The sequence below is a fragment of the Shinella sp. BE166 genome, assembly GCF_051201095.1.
GTDB classification, from domain to species: domain Bacteria; phylum Pseudomonadota; class Alphaproteobacteria; order Rhizobiales; family Rhizobiaceae; genus Shinella; species Shinella lacus.
Window position 1 is genome coordinate 484,094 of record NZ_JBPEHL010000002.1, and the last position, 15,525, is coordinate 499,618.

General features: G+C 60.6%; 26 protein-coding genes. 25 read left to right on the plus strand and 1 reads right to left on the minus strand.

The window, feature by feature from the left end; translation table 11 throughout:
* Positions 1 to 162: 162 nt before the first annotated feature.
* Entirely contained in the window at positions 163 to 456 is a 294-nt protein-coding gene (locus J2Y63_RS06315) for a transcriptional regulator (RefSeq protein ID WP_256121540.1), read from the minus strand.
* 638 nt (positions 457 to 1,094) lie between these two features.
* Here J2Y63_RS06315 and rpsL point away from each other — a divergent pair.
* From rpsL to rplO, 25 genes are all read left to right on the plus strand, one after another.
* The gene (rpsL, locus tag J2Y63_RS06320) at positions 1,095 to 1,466 is read left to right on the plus strand and encodes a 30S ribosomal protein S12 (RefSeq protein WP_022719193.1); all 372 of its coding nucleotides are present in this window, start codon (positions 1,095 to 1,097) and stop codon (positions 1,464 to 1,466) included.
* Positions 1,467 to 1,525: 59 nt separating this feature from the next.
* A complete protein-coding gene (gene rpsG, locus J2Y63_RS06325) occupies positions 1,526 to 1,996 on the plus strand; it encodes a 30S ribosomal protein S7 (protein WP_256121541.1) in 471 nt (156 codons plus the stop codon).
* Between the two features lie 31 nt (positions 1,997 to 2,027).
* On the plus strand, positions 2,028 to 4,127 hold the full coding sequence (gene fusA / locus J2Y63_RS06330) for an elongation factor G (protein WP_435265374.1): 2,100 nt from the start codon (positions 2,028 to 2,030) through the stop codon (positions 4,125 to 4,127).
* A 66-nt stretch (positions 4,128 to 4,193) separates the two neighbouring features.
* Positions 4,194 to 5,369, plus strand: a complete 1,176-nt coding sequence (tuf, locus tag J2Y63_RS06335) for an elongation factor Tu (protein ID WP_435265371.1) — start codon at positions 4,194 to 4,196, stop codon at positions 5,367 to 5,369.
* Positions 5,370 to 5,558: 189 nt separating this feature from the next.
* Positions 5,559 to 5,867 carry a 30S ribosomal protein S10 gene (gene rpsJ, locus J2Y63_RS06340; protein ID WP_003507767.1) on the plus strand — a complete coding sequence of 103 codons (309 nt, stop codon included), beginning with the start codon at positions 5,559 to 5,561 and terminating at the stop codon, positions 5,865 to 5,867.
* Between the two features lie 170 nt (positions 5,868 to 6,037).
* Complete coding sequence (rplC, locus tag J2Y63_RS06345) at positions 6,038 to 6,721, plus strand: 50S ribosomal protein L3 (protein WP_256116162.1); 684 nt, start codon at positions 6,038 to 6,040, stop codon at positions 6,719 to 6,721.
* Positions 6,722 to 6,733: 12 nt separating this feature from the next.
* Entirely contained in the window at positions 6,734 to 7,354 is a 621-nt protein-coding gene (gene rplD, locus J2Y63_RS06350; protein WP_256116161.1) for a 50S ribosomal protein L4, read from the plus strand.
* Entirely contained in the window at positions 7,351 to 7,644 is a 294-nt protein-coding gene (locus J2Y63_RS06355; protein ID WP_256116160.1) for a 50S ribosomal protein L23, read from the plus strand. Before rplD ends, J2Y63_RS06355 begins: the two co-directional genes overlap by 4 nt.
* A gap of 31 nt (positions 7,645 to 7,675) precedes the next feature.
* A complete protein-coding gene (gene rplB / locus J2Y63_RS06360; protein WP_256116159.1) occupies positions 7,676 to 8,512 on the plus strand; it encodes a 50S ribosomal protein L2 in 837 nt (278 codons plus the stop codon).
* Between the two features lie 15 nt (positions 8,513 to 8,527).
* Entirely contained in the window at positions 8,528 to 8,806 is a 279-nt protein-coding gene (gene rpsS, locus J2Y63_RS06365; RefSeq protein ID WP_023517272.1) for a 30S ribosomal protein S19, read from the plus strand.
* Between the two features lie 2 nt (positions 8,807 to 8,808).
* Positions 8,809 to 9,198 (plus strand): 50S ribosomal protein L22, encoded by a 390-nt coding sequence (rplV, locus tag J2Y63_RS06370; RefSeq protein ID WP_117372288.1) that lies wholly within the window; start codon positions 8,809 to 8,811, stop codon positions 9,196 to 9,198.
* The gene (rpsC, locus tag J2Y63_RS06375; protein WP_256116157.1) at positions 9,198 to 9,929 is read left to right on the plus strand and encodes a 30S ribosomal protein S3; all 732 of its coding nucleotides are present in this window, start codon (positions 9,198 to 9,200) and stop codon (positions 9,927 to 9,929) included. Before rplV ends, rpsC begins: the two co-directional genes overlap by 1 nt.
* A 38-nt stretch (positions 9,930 to 9,967) precedes the next feature.
* On the plus strand, positions 9,968 to 10,381 hold the full coding sequence (gene rplP, locus J2Y63_RS06380; protein WP_117372290.1) for a 50S ribosomal protein L16: 414 nt from the start codon (positions 9,968 to 9,970) through the stop codon (positions 10,379 to 10,381).
* A 12-nt stretch (positions 10,382 to 10,393) separates the two neighbouring features.
* Entirely contained in the window at positions 10,394 to 10,594 is a 201-nt protein-coding gene (gene rpmC / locus J2Y63_RS06385; protein ID WP_069059028.1) for a 50S ribosomal protein L29, read from the plus strand.
* A gap of 12 nt (positions 10,595 to 10,606) precedes the next feature.
* Positions 10,607 to 10,843 (plus strand): 30S ribosomal protein S17, encoded by a 237-nt coding sequence (rpsQ, locus tag J2Y63_RS06390; RefSeq protein ID WP_256116156.1) that lies wholly within the window; start codon positions 10,607 to 10,609, stop codon positions 10,841 to 10,843.
* A gap of 238 nt (positions 10,844 to 11,081) precedes the next feature.
* Positions 11,082 to 11,450: a 50S ribosomal protein L14 gene (gene rplN, locus J2Y63_RS06395; RefSeq protein ID WP_018328276.1), complete on the plus strand. Its 369-nt coding sequence runs from the start codon at positions 11,082 to 11,084 to the stop codon at positions 11,448 to 11,450.
* A gap of 12 nt (positions 11,451 to 11,462) precedes the next feature.
* Positions 11,463 to 11,774: a 50S ribosomal protein L24 gene (rplX, locus tag J2Y63_RS06400; protein WP_069059026.1), complete on the plus strand. Its 312-nt coding sequence runs from the start codon at positions 11,463 to 11,465 to the stop codon at positions 11,772 to 11,774.
* Positions 11,767 to 12,324 carry a 50S ribosomal protein L5 gene (gene rplE / locus J2Y63_RS06405; RefSeq protein ID WP_256116155.1) on the plus strand — a complete coding sequence of 186 codons (558 nt, stop codon included), beginning with the start codon at positions 11,767 to 11,769 and terminating at the stop codon, positions 12,322 to 12,324. The genes rplX and rplE overlap by 8 nt, the downstream gene beginning before the upstream one ends.
* A gap of 34 nt (positions 12,325 to 12,358) precedes the next feature.
* Positions 12,359 to 12,664 carry a 30S ribosomal protein S14 gene (gene rpsN, locus J2Y63_RS06410; protein WP_256116154.1) on the plus strand — a complete coding sequence of 102 codons (306 nt, stop codon included), beginning with the start codon at positions 12,359 to 12,361 and terminating at the stop codon, positions 12,662 to 12,664.
* Between the two features lie 12 nt (positions 12,665 to 12,676).
* The gene (rpsH, locus tag J2Y63_RS06415) at positions 12,677 to 13,075 is read left to right on the plus strand and encodes a 30S ribosomal protein S8 (protein WP_256116153.1); all 399 of its coding nucleotides are present in this window, start codon (positions 12,677 to 12,679) and stop codon (positions 13,073 to 13,075) included.
* Between the two features lie 42 nt (positions 13,076 to 13,117).
* Complete coding sequence (rplF, locus tag J2Y63_RS06420; RefSeq protein WP_256116152.1) at positions 13,118 to 13,651, plus strand: 50S ribosomal protein L6; 534 nt, start codon at positions 13,118 to 13,120, stop codon at positions 13,649 to 13,651.
* 12 nt (positions 13,652 to 13,663) lie between these two features.
* Positions 13,664 to 14,026: a 50S ribosomal protein L18 gene (gene rplR, locus J2Y63_RS06425; RefSeq protein ID WP_256116151.1), complete on the plus strand. Its 363-nt coding sequence runs from the start codon at positions 13,664 to 13,666 to the stop codon at positions 14,024 to 14,026.
* Between the two features lie 128 nt (positions 14,027 to 14,154).
* Positions 14,155 to 14,721 carry a 30S ribosomal protein S5 gene (gene rpsE / locus J2Y63_RS06430; protein ID WP_023515494.1) on the plus strand — a complete coding sequence of 189 codons (567 nt, stop codon included), beginning with the start codon at positions 14,155 to 14,157 and terminating at the stop codon, positions 14,719 to 14,721.
* Positions 14,722 to 14,734: 13 nt separating this feature from the next.
* On the plus strand, positions 14,735 to 14,938 hold the full coding sequence (gene rpmD, locus J2Y63_RS06435; protein WP_256116149.1) for a 50S ribosomal protein L30: 204 nt from the start codon (positions 14,735 to 14,737) through the stop codon (positions 14,936 to 14,938).
* Between the two features lie 11 nt (positions 14,939 to 14,949).
* Positions 14,950 to 15,429, plus strand: coding sequence for a 50S ribosomal protein L15 (gene rplO / locus J2Y63_RS06440; protein ID WP_256116148.1), 480 nt, complete (start codon positions 14,950 to 14,952; stop codon positions 15,427 to 15,429).
* The last annotated feature ends 96 nt before the right edge of the window (positions 15,430 to 15,525 follow it).

Genomic DNA, 15,525 nt, shown 5'->3' on the forward strand with positions numbered 1-15,525 from the left:
GACCATGTCGAGCACCATGCCCGAGCCCCCGGGGGCTGGTAAGCCGCCAATAGGGCGTAGAACCTCACCTGAACGGATAGGAGCCTACTACCCGGTGCTGCCGGCAGAGGCGGGCGACACGCCTCTGCCAAGGGGAGCAATCAGGCTGGCGGGGGCGCGGCGTCACGCGAAGCGGATGATCGCCACTTCCCCTTCGAGCGCGCCGCGATAGGCGGATGCATGCGGCTCCTCGTCCGGCACGTCGTTGAGCGTGCCGATCTGGTCGAGATCTGCCTCGAGGAAGCCTTCCTCCGAAAGGGCGTTCAGCGCCTCGCGCACGGCGCTGTCGTCGTCCGGCGCGCGCAGCATGACGTGGATATCGATGCCCTCGTCGCCGTCGCGCTCATAGGCCTTGCCGATGATGATGAAGACCATCGGGTCGTCGAGCGTATTGTTGTCGTTGTCGGCACTGGCCATGGCAGGCTCCTTTCGGGATGAAATGATGCAAGCTCTATAAAGGGTAGGGCGGTCGGACCCAATCGCAAAAATCACGATCCCGTCAAAAGCCGCGCTGCAAGAGAATCGGTGGATGTAATTGGCGCGGAGCGACTCTTCCGGTTGATTCCTTCTTCATGCTTTCTTAATGCAGATCGGCGAAGGCTGGTTGTCTGAAAATCGCCGTGAAGAGGGCAGGGGCGCACCCTGAAAGCCCTGCTTCTCAGGCAAAGCAGGCATTCCCGGGCAGGATTCTTTCGCGCCGCCCCTTGACCTTTCGACCTTTAATCAGTAGACCGCCCGCTATCAGAGCCTATGTGAGGCTGGCTGGTTCGGAACGACTCGTTCTGGAGTTCGCCTCAAACAGGGCTCGACGCACGTTGAGAACATGAATGCTGCACGCATGACGCGGTTATCGCGTCCTCTGCCTATGAAGGTCATCCGCAAAAGCGGATCGGCCTTTTATTGCGCATGAACACGCGTGTGGCCACCGAGCATTTTGCAGGCAAGCGGAACGCTTGGCGTCGCATAAATGCGGCAACCAAACAATGTTGGAGCGGCGTGCCGCTCCAGGCCCGCCCGCAAGGGTAAACGAGACTAGATTTGCAAGGGATGGTTAAATGCCTACCGTAAACCAGTTGATCCGCAAGCCGCGCCAGGCGTCGGTAAAGCGCAACAAGGTTCCTGCTCTGCAGGAAAACCCCCAGAAGCGCGGCGTTTGCACCCGCGTCTACACGACGACCCCGAAGAAGCCGAACTCGGCTCTGCGTAAGGTCGCCAAGATCCGCCTGACCAATGGCTTCGAAGTCATCGGCTACATTCCGGGCGAAGGCCACAACCTGCAGGAACACTCCGTCGTCATGATCCGTGGCGGCCGCGTCAAGGACTTGCCGGGCGTTCGTTACCACATCATCCGCGGCGTTCTCGACACCCAGGGCGTCAAGAACCGCAAGCAGCGCCGCTCCAAGTACGGCGCGAAGCGTCCGAAATAATAAGTCAACCGGCGCCATTTCGCTGGTCAGATCAGTTACAAGTTTGAGAGACAAAAAGTATGTCCCGTCGCCATAGAGCAGAAAAGCGCGAGATCAACCCGGACCCGAAGTTCGGCGATCTCGTAGTCACCAAGTTCATGAATGCCATCATGCTGGACGGCAAGAAGTCCGTCGCCGAAACGATCGTTTACGGCGCCTTCGATGTCGTTCAGGGCAAGGCTAAAGCGGACCCGGTCACGGTGTTCCATTCGGCTCTGGACAACGTTGCGCCGCACGTCGAAGTGCGTTCGCGCCGCGTTGGTGGTGCGACCTACCAGGTTCCGGTCGATGTTCGCCCGGAGCGCCGCCAGGCTCTCGCAATCCGTTGGCTGATCGCAGCTGCCCGCAAGCGTAACGAAACGACCATGGTCGAGCGCCTCTCCGGCGAACTCATGGACGCAGCGAACAATCGCGGCAGCGCCGTCAAGAAGCGCGAAGACACGCACAAGATGGCTGACGCCAACCGTGCCTTCTCGCACTACCGCTGGTAACCGAAACTAGACGTCTCGAAAGGAGTCCCAGATGGCTCGCGAATATAAAATCGAAGACTACCGAAATTTCGGTATCATGGCGCATATCGACGCCGGCAAGACGACGACGACCGAGCGTATCCTTTACTACACCGGCAAGTCCCACAAGATCGGCGAAGTCCATGACGGCGCCGCTACGATGGACTGGATGGAGCAGGAGCAGGAACGCGGCATCACGATCACGTCCGCTGCCACCACGACCTACTGGAAGGGCCGTGACGGCAAGACCCGCCGCTTCAACATCATCGACACCCCCGGCCACGTCGACTTCACCATCGAAGTCGAGCGTTCGCTGCGCGTTCTCGACGGTGCGATCGCCCTTCTCGATGCCAACGCCGGCGTAGAGCCGCAGACGGAAACCGTCTGGCGTCAGGCTGAGAAGTACAACGTTCCGCGCATGATCTTCTGCAACAAGATGGACAAGACCGGCGCGGACTTCTACCGCTCGGTATCCATGATCAAGTCGCGCCTCGGCGCGATCCCGGTCGTCATGCAGCTGCCGATCGGCGCCGAGACCGAGTTCAAGGGCGTCGTCGACCTGATCGAGATGAACGCTCTCGTCTGGCGCGATGAATCGCTCGGCGCCCAGTGGGACGTCGTCGAAATCCCGGAAGACATGAAGGCCCAGGCAGAAGAATACCGCGAGAAGCTCATCGAGACCGTCGTCGAAATCGACGAAGCCGCGATGGAAGCCTATCTCGAAGGCAACTACCCGGACAACGAACAGATCCGTGCGCTCGTTCGCCGCGGCACCATCGACGTGAAGTTCCACCCGATGTTCTGCGGTACGGCGTTCAAGAACAAGGGCGTTCAGCCGCTGCTCGACGCCGTCGTCGATTACCTGCCGTCCCCGGCAGACATCCCGGCGATCAAGGGCATCGACGTCAAGACGGAAGCCGAAATCGAGCGTCACGCTGACGACGCCGAGCCGCTTTCCATGCTCGCGTTCAAGATCATGAACGACCCCTTCGTCGGTTCGCTCACCTTCGCCCGCATCTATTCCGGCAAGCTCGAAAAGGGCACGTCGGTCATGAACACGGTCAAGGAAAAGCGCGAGCGCGTCGGCCGCATGCTGCAGATGCATTCCAACTCGCGTGAAGACATCGAAGAAGCCTTTGCAGGCGACATCGTTGCTCTCGCCGGCCTCAAGGACACGACGACGGGCGACACGCTCTGTGATCCCCTGAAGCCGGTCATCCTCGAGCGCATGGAATTCCCCGAGCCGGTCATCCAGATCGCGATCGAGCCGAAGACCAAGAACGACCAGGAAAAGATGGGCCTCGCGCTCAACCGCCTGGCCGCCGAAGATCCGTCCTTCCGCGTCAAGACCGACGAAGAGTCGGGCCAGACGATCATCGCAGGCATGGGTGAACTTCACCTCGACATCATCGTCGACCGCATGCGTCGCGAGTTCAAGGTCGAAGCCAATGTCGGCGCCCCGCAGGTTGCCTACCGCGAAACCATCACGCGCAAGACAGAAAAGGACTACACGCACAAGAAGCAGACCGGTGGTACCGGCCAGTTCGCCCGCGTGAAGCTCGTTTTCGAACCGAACCCGGAAGGCGAAGACTTCCTGTTCGAATCCAAGATCGTCGGCGGTTCTGTTCCGAAGGAATATATCCCGGGCGTTCAGAAGGGTATCGAAAGCGTTCTGTCCTCGGGTCCGCTCGCAGGCTTCCCGATGCTCGGCGTCAAGGCGACGCTCATCGACGGCGCCTTCCACGACGTCGACTCCTCGGTCCTCGCCTTCGAAATCGCATCGCGTGCCTGCTTCCGTGAAGCGTCGCGTGAAGCCGGCGCCCAGCTGCTGGAACCGATGATGAAGGTCGAAGTCGTCACGCCGGAAGACTATGTCGGCGACGTCATCGGCGACCTGAACTCCCGTCGTGGTCAGATCCAGGGCCAGGAATCGCGCGGCGTTGCCGTCGTGATCTCCGCCAACGTGCCGCTGGCCAACATGTTCAAGTACGTGGACAACCTGCGCTCCATGTCGCAGGGCCGCGCCCAGTACACGATGACCTTCGATCACTATGCGCCGGTTCCCTCGAACGTCGCGCAGGAAATCCAGGCAAAGTACTCCGGTCAGAAGTGACCGGGGTACGCCCCTAAGAAAATTGTATGAATTTCCCTTCGCGGGACAAGGAACGGAGAGCCGGAAATGGCAAAGAGCAAGTTTGAGCGCAACAAGCCTCACGTAAACATCGGCACGATCGGCCACGTCGACCATGGCAAGACGTCGCTGACGGCCGCGATCACGAAGTATTTCGGCGAATACAAGGCGTATGACCAGATCGACGCCGCTCCGGAAGAAAAGGCTCGTGGCATCACCATCTCGACGGCGCACGTCGAATACGAGACGCCGGCCCGCCACTACGCCCACGTCGACTGCCCCGGCCACGCCGACTACGTCAAGAACATGATCACCGGTGCTGCCCAGATGGACGGCGCGATCCTGGTCTGCTCGGCTGCTGACGGCCCGATGCCGCAGACCCGCGAGCACATCCTGCTCGCCCGCCAGGTCGGCGTTCCGGCGATCGTCGTGTTCCTCAACAAGGTCGACCAGGTCGACGACGCCGAGCTTCTCGAGCTCGTCGAGCTGGAAGTGCGCGAACTTCTGTCGTCCTACGACTTCCCGGGCGACGACATTCCGATCGTCAAGGGTTCGGCTCTGGCCGCTCTCGAAGATTCGGACAAGAAGATCGGTGAAGACGCGATCCGCGAGCTGATGGCCGCTGTCGACGCCTACATCCCGACGCCGGAGCGTCCGATCGACCAGCCGTTCCTGATGCCGATCGAAGACGTGTTCTCGATCTCGGGCCGCGGTACGGTTGTGACGGGTCGCGTCGAGCGCGGCATCGTCAAGGTCGGTGAAGAAGTCGAGATCGTCGGCATCCGCCCGACCTCGAAGACGACGGTTACCGGCGTTGAAATGTTCCGCAAGCTGCTCGACCAGGGCCAGGCCGGCGACAACATCGGCGCTCTCGTTCGCGGTGTGAACCGTGACGGCGTCGAGCGTGGTCAGATCCTGTGCAAGCCGGGTTCGGTCAAGCCGCACAAGAAGTTCATGGCAGAAGCCTACATCCTGACGAAGGAAGAAGGCGGCCGTCATACGCCGTTCTTCACGAACTACCGTCCGCAGTTCTACTTCCGCACGACGGACGTGACGGGCATCGTTTCGCTGCCGGAAGGCACGGAAATGGTCATGCCGGGCGACAACGTCACGGTTGCCGTTGAGCTGATCGTTCCGATCGCGATGGAAGAAAAGCTGCGCTTCGCGATCCGCGAAGGCGGCCGCACCGTCGGCGCCGGCATCGTTGCTTCGATCGTCGAGTAAGACGTAAGGCCCTAGGCCGCTGAAAAAGGAAGGGCAGGGGTTCAACCCTGCCCCTCCGGTCTTTGAAAATTTAGCGGACTGGCCTTTCGGCAATTGTGTTTTCGTGTGCGTTCCTTTATGGAACCGCCAGAATCAAAAAGCGCGTATTCCCAAGAGAATCGCGCGGATAACGAACTAAGGAAAAGTCGTATGAACGGCCAGAACATCCGCATCCGCCTCAAGGCGTTTGACCACCGGATCCTTGATGCCTCCACGCGCGAGATCGTGTCGACGGCAAAGCGCACCGGCGCAAGCGTCCGCGGCCCCGTTCCGCTCCCGACCCGTATTGAAAAGTTCACGGTCAACCGGTCGCCCCACGTCGACAAGAAGAGCCGCGAACAGTTCGAGATGCGCACGCACAAGCGCCTGCTCGACATTGTAGATCCGACCCCGCAGACCGTTGACGCTCTCATGAAGCTCGACCTTGCGGCCGGTGTAGACGTAGAGATCAAGCTCTAAGTCCGGCGTAAGCCGAAATAACAAGGAAGGTACGTGGCATTAGCCGACGTCTTCTAAAAACGGGAAACCCGACGGCCTTCGAGGCCCGAGTGGAATCCTTAAACCAAGAGGCATGAAGGGGCTCCCTTGCTTTGGGAATACCCCGACAGGACTTCTAAGAGGATTGAACCATGCGTTCAGGTGTGATTGCACAGAAAGTAGGGATGACTCGCGTCTATAATGACGCAGGTGAGCATATCCCTGTAACAGTATTGCGACTGGACAACGTCCAGGTCGTGGCCCAGCGCACGCAGGACAAGAACGGCTACACGGCCGTCCAGCTCGGCGCCGGCACCTCCAAGGTGAAGAACACGGCAAAGGCACTGCGCGGCCAGTTCGCCGCTGCAAGCGTCGAGCCGAAGGCCAAGCTCGTCGAGTTCCGCGTTTCGGAAGACAACCTCATCGACATCGGCGCGGAACTGACCGCGAGCCACTTTGTCGCAGGTCAGCTCGTCGACGTTACCGGCACCACGATCGGTAAGGGTTTCGCCGGTGCCATGAAGCGCCACAACTTCGGTGGTCTTCGTGCAACGCACGGCGTGTCCGTCTCGCACCGTTCGCACGGTTCGACGGGTAACAACCAGGACCCGGGCAAGGTCTGGAAGGGCAAGCGCATGGCTGGTCACATGGGCCAGACGCGCGTCACCACCCAGAACCTCGAAGTCGTCTCGACCGACGAAGAGCGTGGTCTCATCCTCGTTAAGGGCGCAGTCCCGGGCTCCAAGGGTGCCTGGATCGTCGTTCGTGACGCCGTCAAGTCCGGCACCCCGTCCGACGCGCCGCGTCCGGCCGCCGTGCGCGCCGCAGTCAAGTAAGGGAGCCTGATCATGGATCTCAAAGTCACGACCCTCGAGGGGAAGGACGCCGGCAAGGTCTCCCTCTCCGACGCGATTTTCGGCCTCGAGCCGCGCGAAGACATCATTGCCCGCGTCGTCCGCTGGCAGCTCGCCAAGAAGCAGCAGGGCAGCCACAAGTCGCTGACCCGCGCCGAGGTTTCCCGCACGGGCGCCAAGATGTACAAGCAGAAGGGTACGGGCCGCGCTCGTCACCATTCGGCTCGTGCACCGCAGTTCCGCGGCGGCGGCAAGGCCCACGGCCCGGTTGTCCGCAGCCATGCCCACGACCTGCCCAAGCAGGTTCGCGCGCTCGGCCTGCGTCATGCGCTCTCGGCCAAGCTGAAGGCTGAAAACCTGATCATCATCGACGATCTGGTTGCTGCCGAAGCAAAGACGAAGGCTCTCGCCGGCGTATTCGCCTCGCTCGGTCTCACCAATGCCCTCATCATCGGCGGCTCGGAACTTGACGGCAACTTCAAGCTCGCAGCCCGCAACATCCCGAACGTGGATGTTCTTCCGATCCAGGGTATCAATGTTTACGACATCCTGCGCCGCGGCAAGCTCGTGCTCTCCAAGGCTGCTGTAGAAGCCCTCGAGGAGCGGTTCAAATGACGGATCTTCGCCACTACGATGTGATCGTATCTCCTTCGATCACCGAAAAGTCGACGCTGGTATCCGAAAACAACCAGGTCGTCTTCAACGTTGCCAAGCGCGCTTCCAAGCCTGAAATCAAGGCTGCAGTGGAAGCACTCTTCGGCGTCAAGGTCACGGCTGTGAACACGCTCGTCCGCAAGGGCAAGATCAAGCGTTTCCGCGGCTTCGCCGGCCGGCAGGGAGATGTCAAGAAGGCTATCGTCACGCTCGCTGACGGTCAGTCCATCGACGTCTCCACCGGGCTCTAATCGGGCACTCGGCTAAAGAGGAAACAGAAAAATGGCATTGAAAAGCTACAACCCGACCACTCCGAGCCAGCGCCAGCTGGTCATCGTCGACCGGTCGGGCCTTTACAAGGGCAAGCCCGTAAAGGCTCTGACCGAAGGTCTCTCCAAGAGCGGTGGCCGTAACAACCTGGGTCGCATCACTGCCCGCTTCATCGGCGGCGGTCACAAGCGTACCTACCGTCTCGTCGACTTCAAGCGTCGCAAGTTCGACGTCGAAGGTACGGTCGCGCGTCTGGAATACGACCCGAACCGCACCGCGTTCATCGCGCTGATCGACTACGCTGACGGCGAGCAGGCCTATATCCTGGCACCGCAGCGCCTGGCAGCCGGCGACAAGGTCATCGCGTCCGACAAGGCCGTTGACGTCAAGCCCGGCAACACCATGCCGCTGCAGTACATCCCGGTTGGCTCGATCGTTCATAACGTCGAGATGAAGCCGGGCAAGGGCGGCCAGATCGCCCGTTCCGCCGGCACCTTCGTCCAGCTCGTCGGCCGCGACCAGGGCATGGCGATCCTTCGCCTGAACTCGGGCGAACAGCGCCTGGTTCACTCGTCCTGCCTCGCCACGATCGGCGCTGTATCCAACCCGGACCACGGCAACATCAACGACGGCAAGGCTGGTCGCACGCGTTGGCGCGGCAAGACCCCGCACAACCGCGGCGTCGTCATGAACCCGGTCGACCACCCGCACGGCGGTGGTGAAGGCCGCACCTCCGGTGGTCGTCACCCGGTATCCCCGTGGGGCAAGCCCACCAAGGGCAAGCGTACCCGCTCGAACAAGTCGACCGACAAGTTCATCATGCGCTCGCGCCACTTGAAGAAGAAGTAAGAGAGGTAGTCAGGAATGGCTCGTTCAGTATGGAAAGGCCCGTTTGTTGACGGCTATCTTCTCAAGAAGGCTGAGAAGGTTCGTGAAGGCGGTCGCAGCGAAGTGATCAAGATCTGGAGCCGTCGCTCCACGATCCTGCCGCAGTTCGTCGGTCTCACCTTCGGCGTCTACAACGGCAGCAAGCATATCCCGGTGGCCGTCAACGAAGACATGGTTGGCCACAAGTTTGGTGAATTCGCTCCGACCCGGACCTATTACGGTCACGGCGCGGACAAGAAGGCGAAGAGGAAGTAACGATGGGCAAGGCTAAAGCCGAACGTCGGCTGAAGGATAACGAGGCGCAGGCCATCGCGCGCACGATCCGCGTCAGCCCCCAGAAGCTCAACCTGCTTGCTGCGCTGATCCGCGGCAAGAAGGTCGACCGGGCGCTCGCTGAACTTGAATTCTCGCGCAAGCGTAGCGCCGAGACCGTCAAGAAGACGCTTGAATCCGCTATCGCCAACGCAGAAAATAACCACGACCTCGACGTGGACTCGCTGATCGTCGCGGAAGCGTATGTCGGCAAGTCGATTGTCATGAAGCGTTTCCACGCTCGTGGCCGCGGCCGCGCATCGCGGATCGAGAAGCCTTTCTCGCATCTCACGATCGTCGTCCGTGAAGTCGAAGCCAAAGGGGAGGCCGCATAATGGGCCAGAAGATTAATCCAATCGGTTTCCGCCTCGGCATCAACCGTACCTGGGACAGCCGTTGGTTCGCCGACAATGCCGAATACGGCCAGCTGCTCCACGAAGACCTGAAGATCCGCGCTTTCGTCATGGAAGAGCTGAAGCAGGCCGGTATCGCCAAGGTCGTCATCGAGCGTCCGCACAAGAAGTGCCGCGTCACGATCCACTCGGCTCGCCCGGGTCTGATCATCGGCAAGAAGGGTGCAGACATCGAGAAGCTTCGCAAGAAGCTCGCCGCGATGACGAACTCCGAAACGCACCTTAACATCGTTGAAGTGCGCAAGCCGGAAGTCGACGCAACCCTCGTTGCCCAGTCGATCGCCCAGCAGCTCGAGCGCCGCGTGGCTTTCCGCCGTGCGATGAAGCGCGCTGTTCAGTCCGCGATGCGTCTTGGCGCCGAAGGCATCAAGATCACCTGCGCAGGCCGTCTCGGCGGCGCGGAAATCGCCCGTACGGAATGGTACCGCGAAGGTCGCGTTCCGCTTCACACGCTGCGTGCGGACATCGACTACGGTACGGCTGAAGCCGAAACCGCATTCGGCATCTGCGGCATCAAGGTCTGGATCTTCAAGGGCGAAATCCTTGAACACGACCCGATGGCTTCGGAGCGTCGCGCAAGCGAAAGTGACAGCCAGGGTCCCGCCAGCCGCGAACGCGGCGATCGTGGCGACCGTCGTCGTGAAAACGCGTAACAGTCGCGTTTGGCAGCCAATATCGGAGAAGTAAAAAAATGTTGCAGCCAAAGCGTACCAAGTATCGCAAGCAGTTCAAGGGCCGCATCAAGGGTGTCGCCAAGGGCGGCTCCGACCTCGCTTTCGGCGAGTTCGGCTTGAAGGCTCAGGAACCGAATCGCGTTAACGCTCGCGAGATCGAAGCGGCCCGCCGCGCGATCACGCGTTACATGAAGCGTGCCGGCCGTGTGTGGATCCGTGTGTTCCCCGACGTGCCGGTCACCGCCAAGCCTACCGAAGTCCGCATGGGTAAGGGTAAGGGCTCGGTCGAATACTGGGCGGCCAAGGTCAAGCCTGGTCGTATGATGTTCGAGATCGACGGTGTCTCCGAGGAGATCGCCCGCGAGGCGCTTCGTCTCGGCTCGGCCAAGCTCTCGGTCAAGACGCGCTTCGTACAGCGCATTGCAGAGTAAGGAGCGAGTAGGATGAAAGCCGTAGACGTTCGCGCGCTTAGCGCCGACCAGCTCAACGATGAGCTTGCCAAGCTGAAGAAAGAGCAGTTCAACCTGCGCTTCCAGAAGGCGACTGGCCAGCTCGAGAAGACCTCGCGCATCAACGAAGTCCGCAAGGACATCGCGCGCGTCAAGACCATTGCCCGCCAGAAGGCGGCAGAAGCCAAGGCCTAAGGACCGAAAACGATGCCGAAACGCATTCTGCAGGGCACTGTAGTCAGTGACAAGAACGAAAAGACCGTTGTCGTTCGCGTCGAGCGCCGCTTTGCCCACCCGCTGCTTCAGAAGACCGTTCGCCGGTCCAAGAAGTACAAGGCGCATGACGAAAACAACCAGTACAAGGTCGGTGACGTCGTTTCCATCGAGGAATGCGCACCCATCTCCAAGGACAAGCGCTGGACCGTCGTATCGGCCCACGCCTAAAAACATCGGAATTTGCGCCGGGCCCTTGTGTTCGGCGCGAAAACCTGTATGAAGCAGCGCAAGGACGCTCGGAATCACGAGCGTCTTTTGCTTTGAGCGCACGGAAGGTCCCATCGGCTCGCCGATCAGTGGAAACCACCCTGACAAAAGACCATCCCGCGCGAAAACACGTATTTCCATAAGCTGGAACAGGGGGCTAACACCCAACCGGTCCGGTAAAACAAGAAGGCGACCTGACATGATTCAGATGCAGACTAACCTCGACGTCGCGGATAATTCCGGCGCACGTCGTGTCATGTGCATCAAGGTGCTGGGCGGCTCCAAGCGTAAGTACGCTTCGGTCGGCGACATTATCGTCGTCTCGATCAAGGAAGCCATCCCGCGCGGCCGCGTGAAGAAGGGTGACGTGATGAAGGCGGTTGTCGTTCGCACCGCCAAGGACATCCGCCGCCCCGATGGTAGCGTTATCCGTTTCGACAACAACGCAGCCGTCCTGATCGACAATAAGAAAGAGCCCATCGGCACCCGTATCTTCGGACCGGTTCCGCGCGAACTTCGCGCAAAGAACCACATGAAGATCATCTCGCTGGCTCCGGAAGTACTCTAAGGAGCGATGGCTATGCAGAAGATTCGTAAGGGCGACAAGGTCGTCGTACTCACCGGCAAGGACAAGGGCCGTACCGGTGAAGTTGTTCAGGTCATGCCGAAGGAAGACCGTGCGGTCGTCAAGGGTATTAACCTGGTGAAGCGTCACCAGCGTCAGTCCCAGACCCAGGAAGCCGGCATCATCACCAAGGAAGCTTCGATCCACCTGTCGAACATCGCGATCGCCGACCCCAAGGACGGCAAGCCGACCCGCGTCGGTTTCAAGGTCGAGGGCGACAAGAAGGTTCGTGTAGCAAAGCGTTCGGGAGTGTCGATCGATGGCTGACACCAAGTATGAGCCGCGCCTCAAGAAGGAATACGTCGAGCGTATTCGCAAGGCGCTTCAGGAGCAGTTCTCCTTCGCCAACGAGATGCAGATCCCGCGTCTCGACAAGGTCGTCATCAACATGGGTGTTGGTGAATCGACGGGCGATTCGAAGAAGCCGTCCGTAGCGGCTGGCGACCTCGCAGCGATTGCCGGCCAGAAGCCGGTCATCACGCGCGCCCGCAACTCCATCGCCGGCTTCAAGCTGCGCGAAGGCATGCCGATCGGCGCGAAGGTCACGCTGCGCGGCGCCCGCATGTATGAATTTCTGGATCGCCTCGTGAACATCGCGCTGCCCCGCGTACGCGACTTCCGTGGTCTGAACCCGAAGTCCTTCGATGGCCGTGGCAACTTCGCCATGGGTATCAAGGAGCACATTGTGTTCCCGGAGATCAACTACGACAAGGTTGATCAGATGTGGGGCATGGACATCATCGTTTGCACGACGGCAAAGACGGACGACGAAGCACGGGCTCTTCTGAAAGAGTTCAACTTCCCGTTCCGCGCCTGATCCGTAACGACAAGCGTAAAGAAGGATAACTGTTATGGCGAAAACGAGCGCAGTTGAAAAGAACAAGCGCCGCCGCAAACTGGTTGCCAGCCAGGCCGCTAAGCGTGCCCGCCTGAAGGCCATCATCCAGAACCAGGCTCTTCCGATCGAAGAGCGCTTCAAGGCGACCTTGAAGCTTGCCGAACTTCCGCGCAATGGTTCCAAGACCCGCATCCGCAACCGCTGCGAAGTAACGGGCCGTCCGCGCGCCTTTTATCGCAAACTCGGAATGTCGCGTATTGCGCTTCGTGAACTGGGCAATTCCGGCAAGGTGCCGGGCATTGTCAAGTCGAGCTGGTAAGGAGACGGGCACATGTCTATGACTGATCCTCTGGGCGATATGCTCACCCGCATCCGCAACGGCGCCGCACGCCGCAAGTCCAGCGTTTCGACGCCGGCTTCCAAGCTGCGCGCCCGCGTTCTGGACGTCCTTCAGTCCGAAGGTTACATCCGCGGATATTCGGAAGTCGAATTCGGCAACGGCAAGGCCGAGCTGAACATCGAACTCAAGTACTACGAAGGCGCGTCCGTGATCCGCAAGATCGACCGCGTCTCCAAGCCGGGCCGCCGGGTCTATGTCTCGGTCAAGTCCATTCCGCAGGTCGCGAACGGCCTCGGCATCACCATCCTTTCGACCCCGAAGGGTGTGATGGCCGATCACCAGGCACGCGAACAGAACGTTGGTGGCGAGATTCTTTGCTCGGTCTTCTAAGACTGAGCAAGGATCTCCATAACGAACAGACAGGATAAAACAATGTCTCGTATCGGTAAGAAGCCCGTTCCGGTTCCCGCTGGTGTCACCGCGACCGTCGATGGTCAGACGGTCACCGCGAAGGGCCCGAAGGGCGAACTGTTCTTCGTCGCAAACGACGAAGTTTCGGTGAAGCTCGAAGACAACGCAGTTGTCGTTCAGCCGATCAACACGTCCAAGGATGCTCGTTCCAAGTGGGGTATGTCCCGCACGATGGTCGAGAACATCTTCAAGGGTGTGAAGGACGGCTACGAGCGCAAGCTCGAAATCAACGGCGTCGGTTACCGCGCGTCGCTGCAGGGCAAGAACCTGCAGCTCGCACTTGGCTTCAGCCACGACGTGGTCTACCAGACGCCGGAAGGCATCTCGATCGCTGTACCGAAGCCGACGGAAATCATCATCTCCGGCATCAACAAGCAGCAGGTCGGCCAGGTCGCAGCGGAAATCCGCGAATACCGTGGCCCCGAGCCCTACAAGGGCAAGGGCGTCAAGTATGCCGAAGAGCGGATCGTCCGCAAAGAAGGCAAGAAGAAGTAAGGATCACGCGAAATGGCTAGCAGGAAAGAAGCTCTCGTGCGCCGCGCCAACCGCGTGCGCCGTTCCATCAAGGCGGTCGCCAACGGCCGTCCGCGCCTGTCGGTTCATCGCTCGTCGAAGAACATCTACGTACAGGTCATCGATGACGTGGCCGGCACGACGCTTGCGTCCGCCTCCACGCTCGACACCGATCTGCGCTCGTCGTTGAAGACGGGCGCCGACACGGCAGCAGCCGCTGCCGTCGGCAAGCTCATCGCCGAGCGTGCCGCCAAGGCCGGCGTCAAGGAGGTCGTTTTCGACCGTGGCGCCTTCATCTATCACGGCCGCATCAAGGCTCTCGCCGAAGCTGCGCGTGAAGGTGGTCTTAGCTTCTGATCTTTCGGCTGGGCGCGTAAAGCGCCTGCCGGTCAGCTCAGTTGGGTATTGGTCGCTTCCATTCCCTGAATGGGGGCGACTTTCGTCAATCTGCCGATTGCACCCGGAAAAGAAAAAGGAAAAGGACAATGGCACAGGAAAAGCGCGGTCGCGATGACCGCCAGAACCGCGAAGAGCGCGACAGCGAGTTTGTCGACAAGCTCGTCGCGATCAACCGCGTCGCGAAGGTCGTCAAGGGCGGCCGTCGTTTCGGTTTCGCAGCTCTCGTCGTCGTCGGCGACCAGAAGGGCCGCGTCGGCTTCGGCCACGGCAAGGCTCGTGAAGTTCCGGAAGCCATCCGGAAGGCCACCGAAGCCGCCAAGCGCGACCTCATCTTCGTACCGCTGCGCTCGGGCCGCACGCTGCACCACGACGTGCACGGCCGCCACGGCGCCGGCAAGGTTCTGCTTCGCTCGGCCAAGGCCGGTACCGGTATCATCGCCGGTGGCCCGATGCGCGCCGTCTTCGAAACGCTCGGCGTTCATGACGTCGTCGCCAAGTCGACCGGTTCGTCGAACCCGTACAACATGATCCGTGCGACCTTCGACGCCCTCAAGAGCCAGATGCACCCGAAGGACATCGCGGCACAGCGCGGCATGAAGTATGCCACGCTGCAGGCCCGTCGTGCGTCCGCCGGCGTCGCTTCCGAAGAATAAGGGAGTCTGAACAATGGCTAAGAAAGAAACCGCAACGAAGACGGTGACTGTCGAGCAGATCGGCAGCCCCATCCGCCGTCCGGCCGTACAGCGTGCAACGCTCGTCGGCCTGGGCCTTAACAAGATGCATCGGGTTCGCACGCTGGAAGACACTCCGTCTGTCCGCGGCATGATCCGTGCCGTCCAGCACCTCGTCCGCGTCGTCGACGAGAAGTGAGGGGATAGATCATGAAGCTCAATGAAATCAAGGACAACGAAGGCTCTACCAAGAACCGTAAGCGCGTAGGTCGCGGTATCGGTTCGGGCTCCGGCAAGACCGGCGGCCGTGGTGTGAAGGGTCAGAAGGCACGTTCGGGTGTGGCCATCAACGGCTTCGAAGGCGGTCAGATGCCCATCTACCGTCGCCTGCCGAAGCGCGGCTTCAACAACATCTTCTCGTCCGACTTCGCCATCGTGTCGCTGGGCCGCATCCAGGTCGCCATCGACGCCGGCAAGCTCGACGGCAAGGCAACGGTTGACGCCGCCGCTCTCAAGGCCGCTGGCGTCATCCGCCGCGTCAAGGACGGCGTTCGCATCCTCGCCGACGGCGAACTGACGGCCAAGGTGACCTTCGAAGTCGCCGGCGCCTCCAAGCCCGCCATCGAGAAGATCGAAAAGGCCGGCGGCTCGATCAAGCTGCTTCTCGCAGCTGCGGAAGCCGCTGAATAATTCGACGAAATCTTCGCCCGGTGTGCTTCACACCGGGCTATTTTGCTCCCATATGTGAGCCTCACAACGACGGCCGGGAACCCCATCCCGCTGTTG

Bases quoted from the DNA above. Each gene is read 5' to 3' on its own strand.
- J2Y63_RS06315 (WP_256121540.1), bottom strand. From the start codon at position 456: ATGGCCAGTGCCGACAACGACAACAATACGCTCGACGACCCGATGGTC.
- rpsL (WP_022719193.1), top strand. From the start codon at position 1,095: ATGCCTACCGTAAACCAGTTGATCCGCAAGCCGCGCCAGGCGTCGGTA.
- rpsG (WP_256121541.1), top strand. From the start codon at position 1,526: ATGTCCCGTCGCCATAGAGCAGAAAAGCGCGAGATCAACCCGGACCCG.
- fusA (WP_435265374.1), top strand. From the start codon at position 2,028: ATGGCTCGCGAATATAAAATCGAAGACTACCGAAATTTCGGTATCATG.
- tuf (WP_435265371.1), top strand. From the start codon at position 4,194: ATGGCAAAGAGCAAGTTTGAGCGCAACAAGCCTCACGTAAACATCGGC.
- rpsJ (WP_003507767.1), top strand. From the start codon at position 5,559: ATGAACGGCCAGAACATCCGCATCCGCCTCAAGGCGTTTGACCACCGG.
- rplC (WP_256116162.1), top strand. From the start codon at position 6,038: ATGCGTTCAGGTGTGATTGCACAGAAAGTAGGGATGACTCGCGTCTAT.
- rplD (WP_256116161.1), top strand. From the start codon at position 6,734: ATGGATCTCAAAGTCACGACCCTCGAGGGGAAGGACGCCGGCAAGGTC.
- J2Y63_RS06355 (WP_256116160.1), top strand. From the start codon at position 7,351: ATGACGGATCTTCGCCACTACGATGTGATCGTATCTCCTTCGATCACC.
- rplB (WP_256116159.1), top strand. From the start codon at position 7,676: ATGGCATTGAAAAGCTACAACCCGACCACTCCGAGCCAGCGCCAGCTG.
- rpsS (WP_023517272.1), top strand. From the start codon at position 8,528: ATGGCTCGTTCAGTATGGAAAGGCCCGTTTGTTGACGGCTATCTTCTC.
- rplV (WP_117372288.1), top strand. From the start codon at position 8,809: ATGGGCAAGGCTAAAGCCGAACGTCGGCTGAAGGATAACGAGGCGCAG.
- rpsC (WP_256116157.1), top strand. From the start codon at position 9,198: ATGGGCCAGAAGATTAATCCAATCGGTTTCCGCCTCGGCATCAACCGT.
- rplP (WP_117372290.1), top strand. From the start codon at position 9,968: ATGTTGCAGCCAAAGCGTACCAAGTATCGCAAGCAGTTCAAGGGCCGC.
- rpmC (WP_069059028.1), top strand. From the start codon at position 10,394: ATGAAAGCCGTAGACGTTCGCGCGCTTAGCGCCGACCAGCTCAACGAT.
- rpsQ (WP_256116156.1), top strand. From the start codon at position 10,607: ATGCCGAAACGCATTCTGCAGGGCACTGTAGTCAGTGACAAGAACGAA.
- rplN (WP_018328276.1), top strand. From the start codon at position 11,082: ATGATTCAGATGCAGACTAACCTCGACGTCGCGGATAATTCCGGCGCA.
- rplX (WP_069059026.1), top strand. From the start codon at position 11,463: ATGCAGAAGATTCGTAAGGGCGACAAGGTCGTCGTACTCACCGGCAAG.
- rplE (WP_256116155.1), top strand. From the start codon at position 11,767: ATGGCTGACACCAAGTATGAGCCGCGCCTCAAGAAGGAATACGTCGAG.
- rpsN (WP_256116154.1), top strand. From the start codon at position 12,359: ATGGCGAAAACGAGCGCAGTTGAAAAGAACAAGCGCCGCCGCAAACTG.
- rpsH (WP_256116153.1), top strand. From the start codon at position 12,677: ATGTCTATGACTGATCCTCTGGGCGATATGCTCACCCGCATCCGCAAC.
- rplF (WP_256116152.1), top strand. From the start codon at position 13,118: ATGTCTCGTATCGGTAAGAAGCCCGTTCCGGTTCCCGCTGGTGTCACC.
- rplR (WP_256116151.1), top strand. From the start codon at position 13,664: ATGGCTAGCAGGAAAGAAGCTCTCGTGCGCCGCGCCAACCGCGTGCGC.
- rpsE (WP_023515494.1), top strand. From the start codon at position 14,155: ATGGCACAGGAAAAGCGCGGTCGCGATGACCGCCAGAACCGCGAAGAG.
- rpmD (WP_256116149.1), top strand. From the start codon at position 14,735: ATGGCTAAGAAAGAAACCGCAACGAAGACGGTGACTGTCGAGCAGATC.
- rplO (WP_256116148.1), top strand. From the start codon at position 14,950: ATGAAGCTCAATGAAATCAAGGACAACGAAGGCTCTACCAAGAACCGT.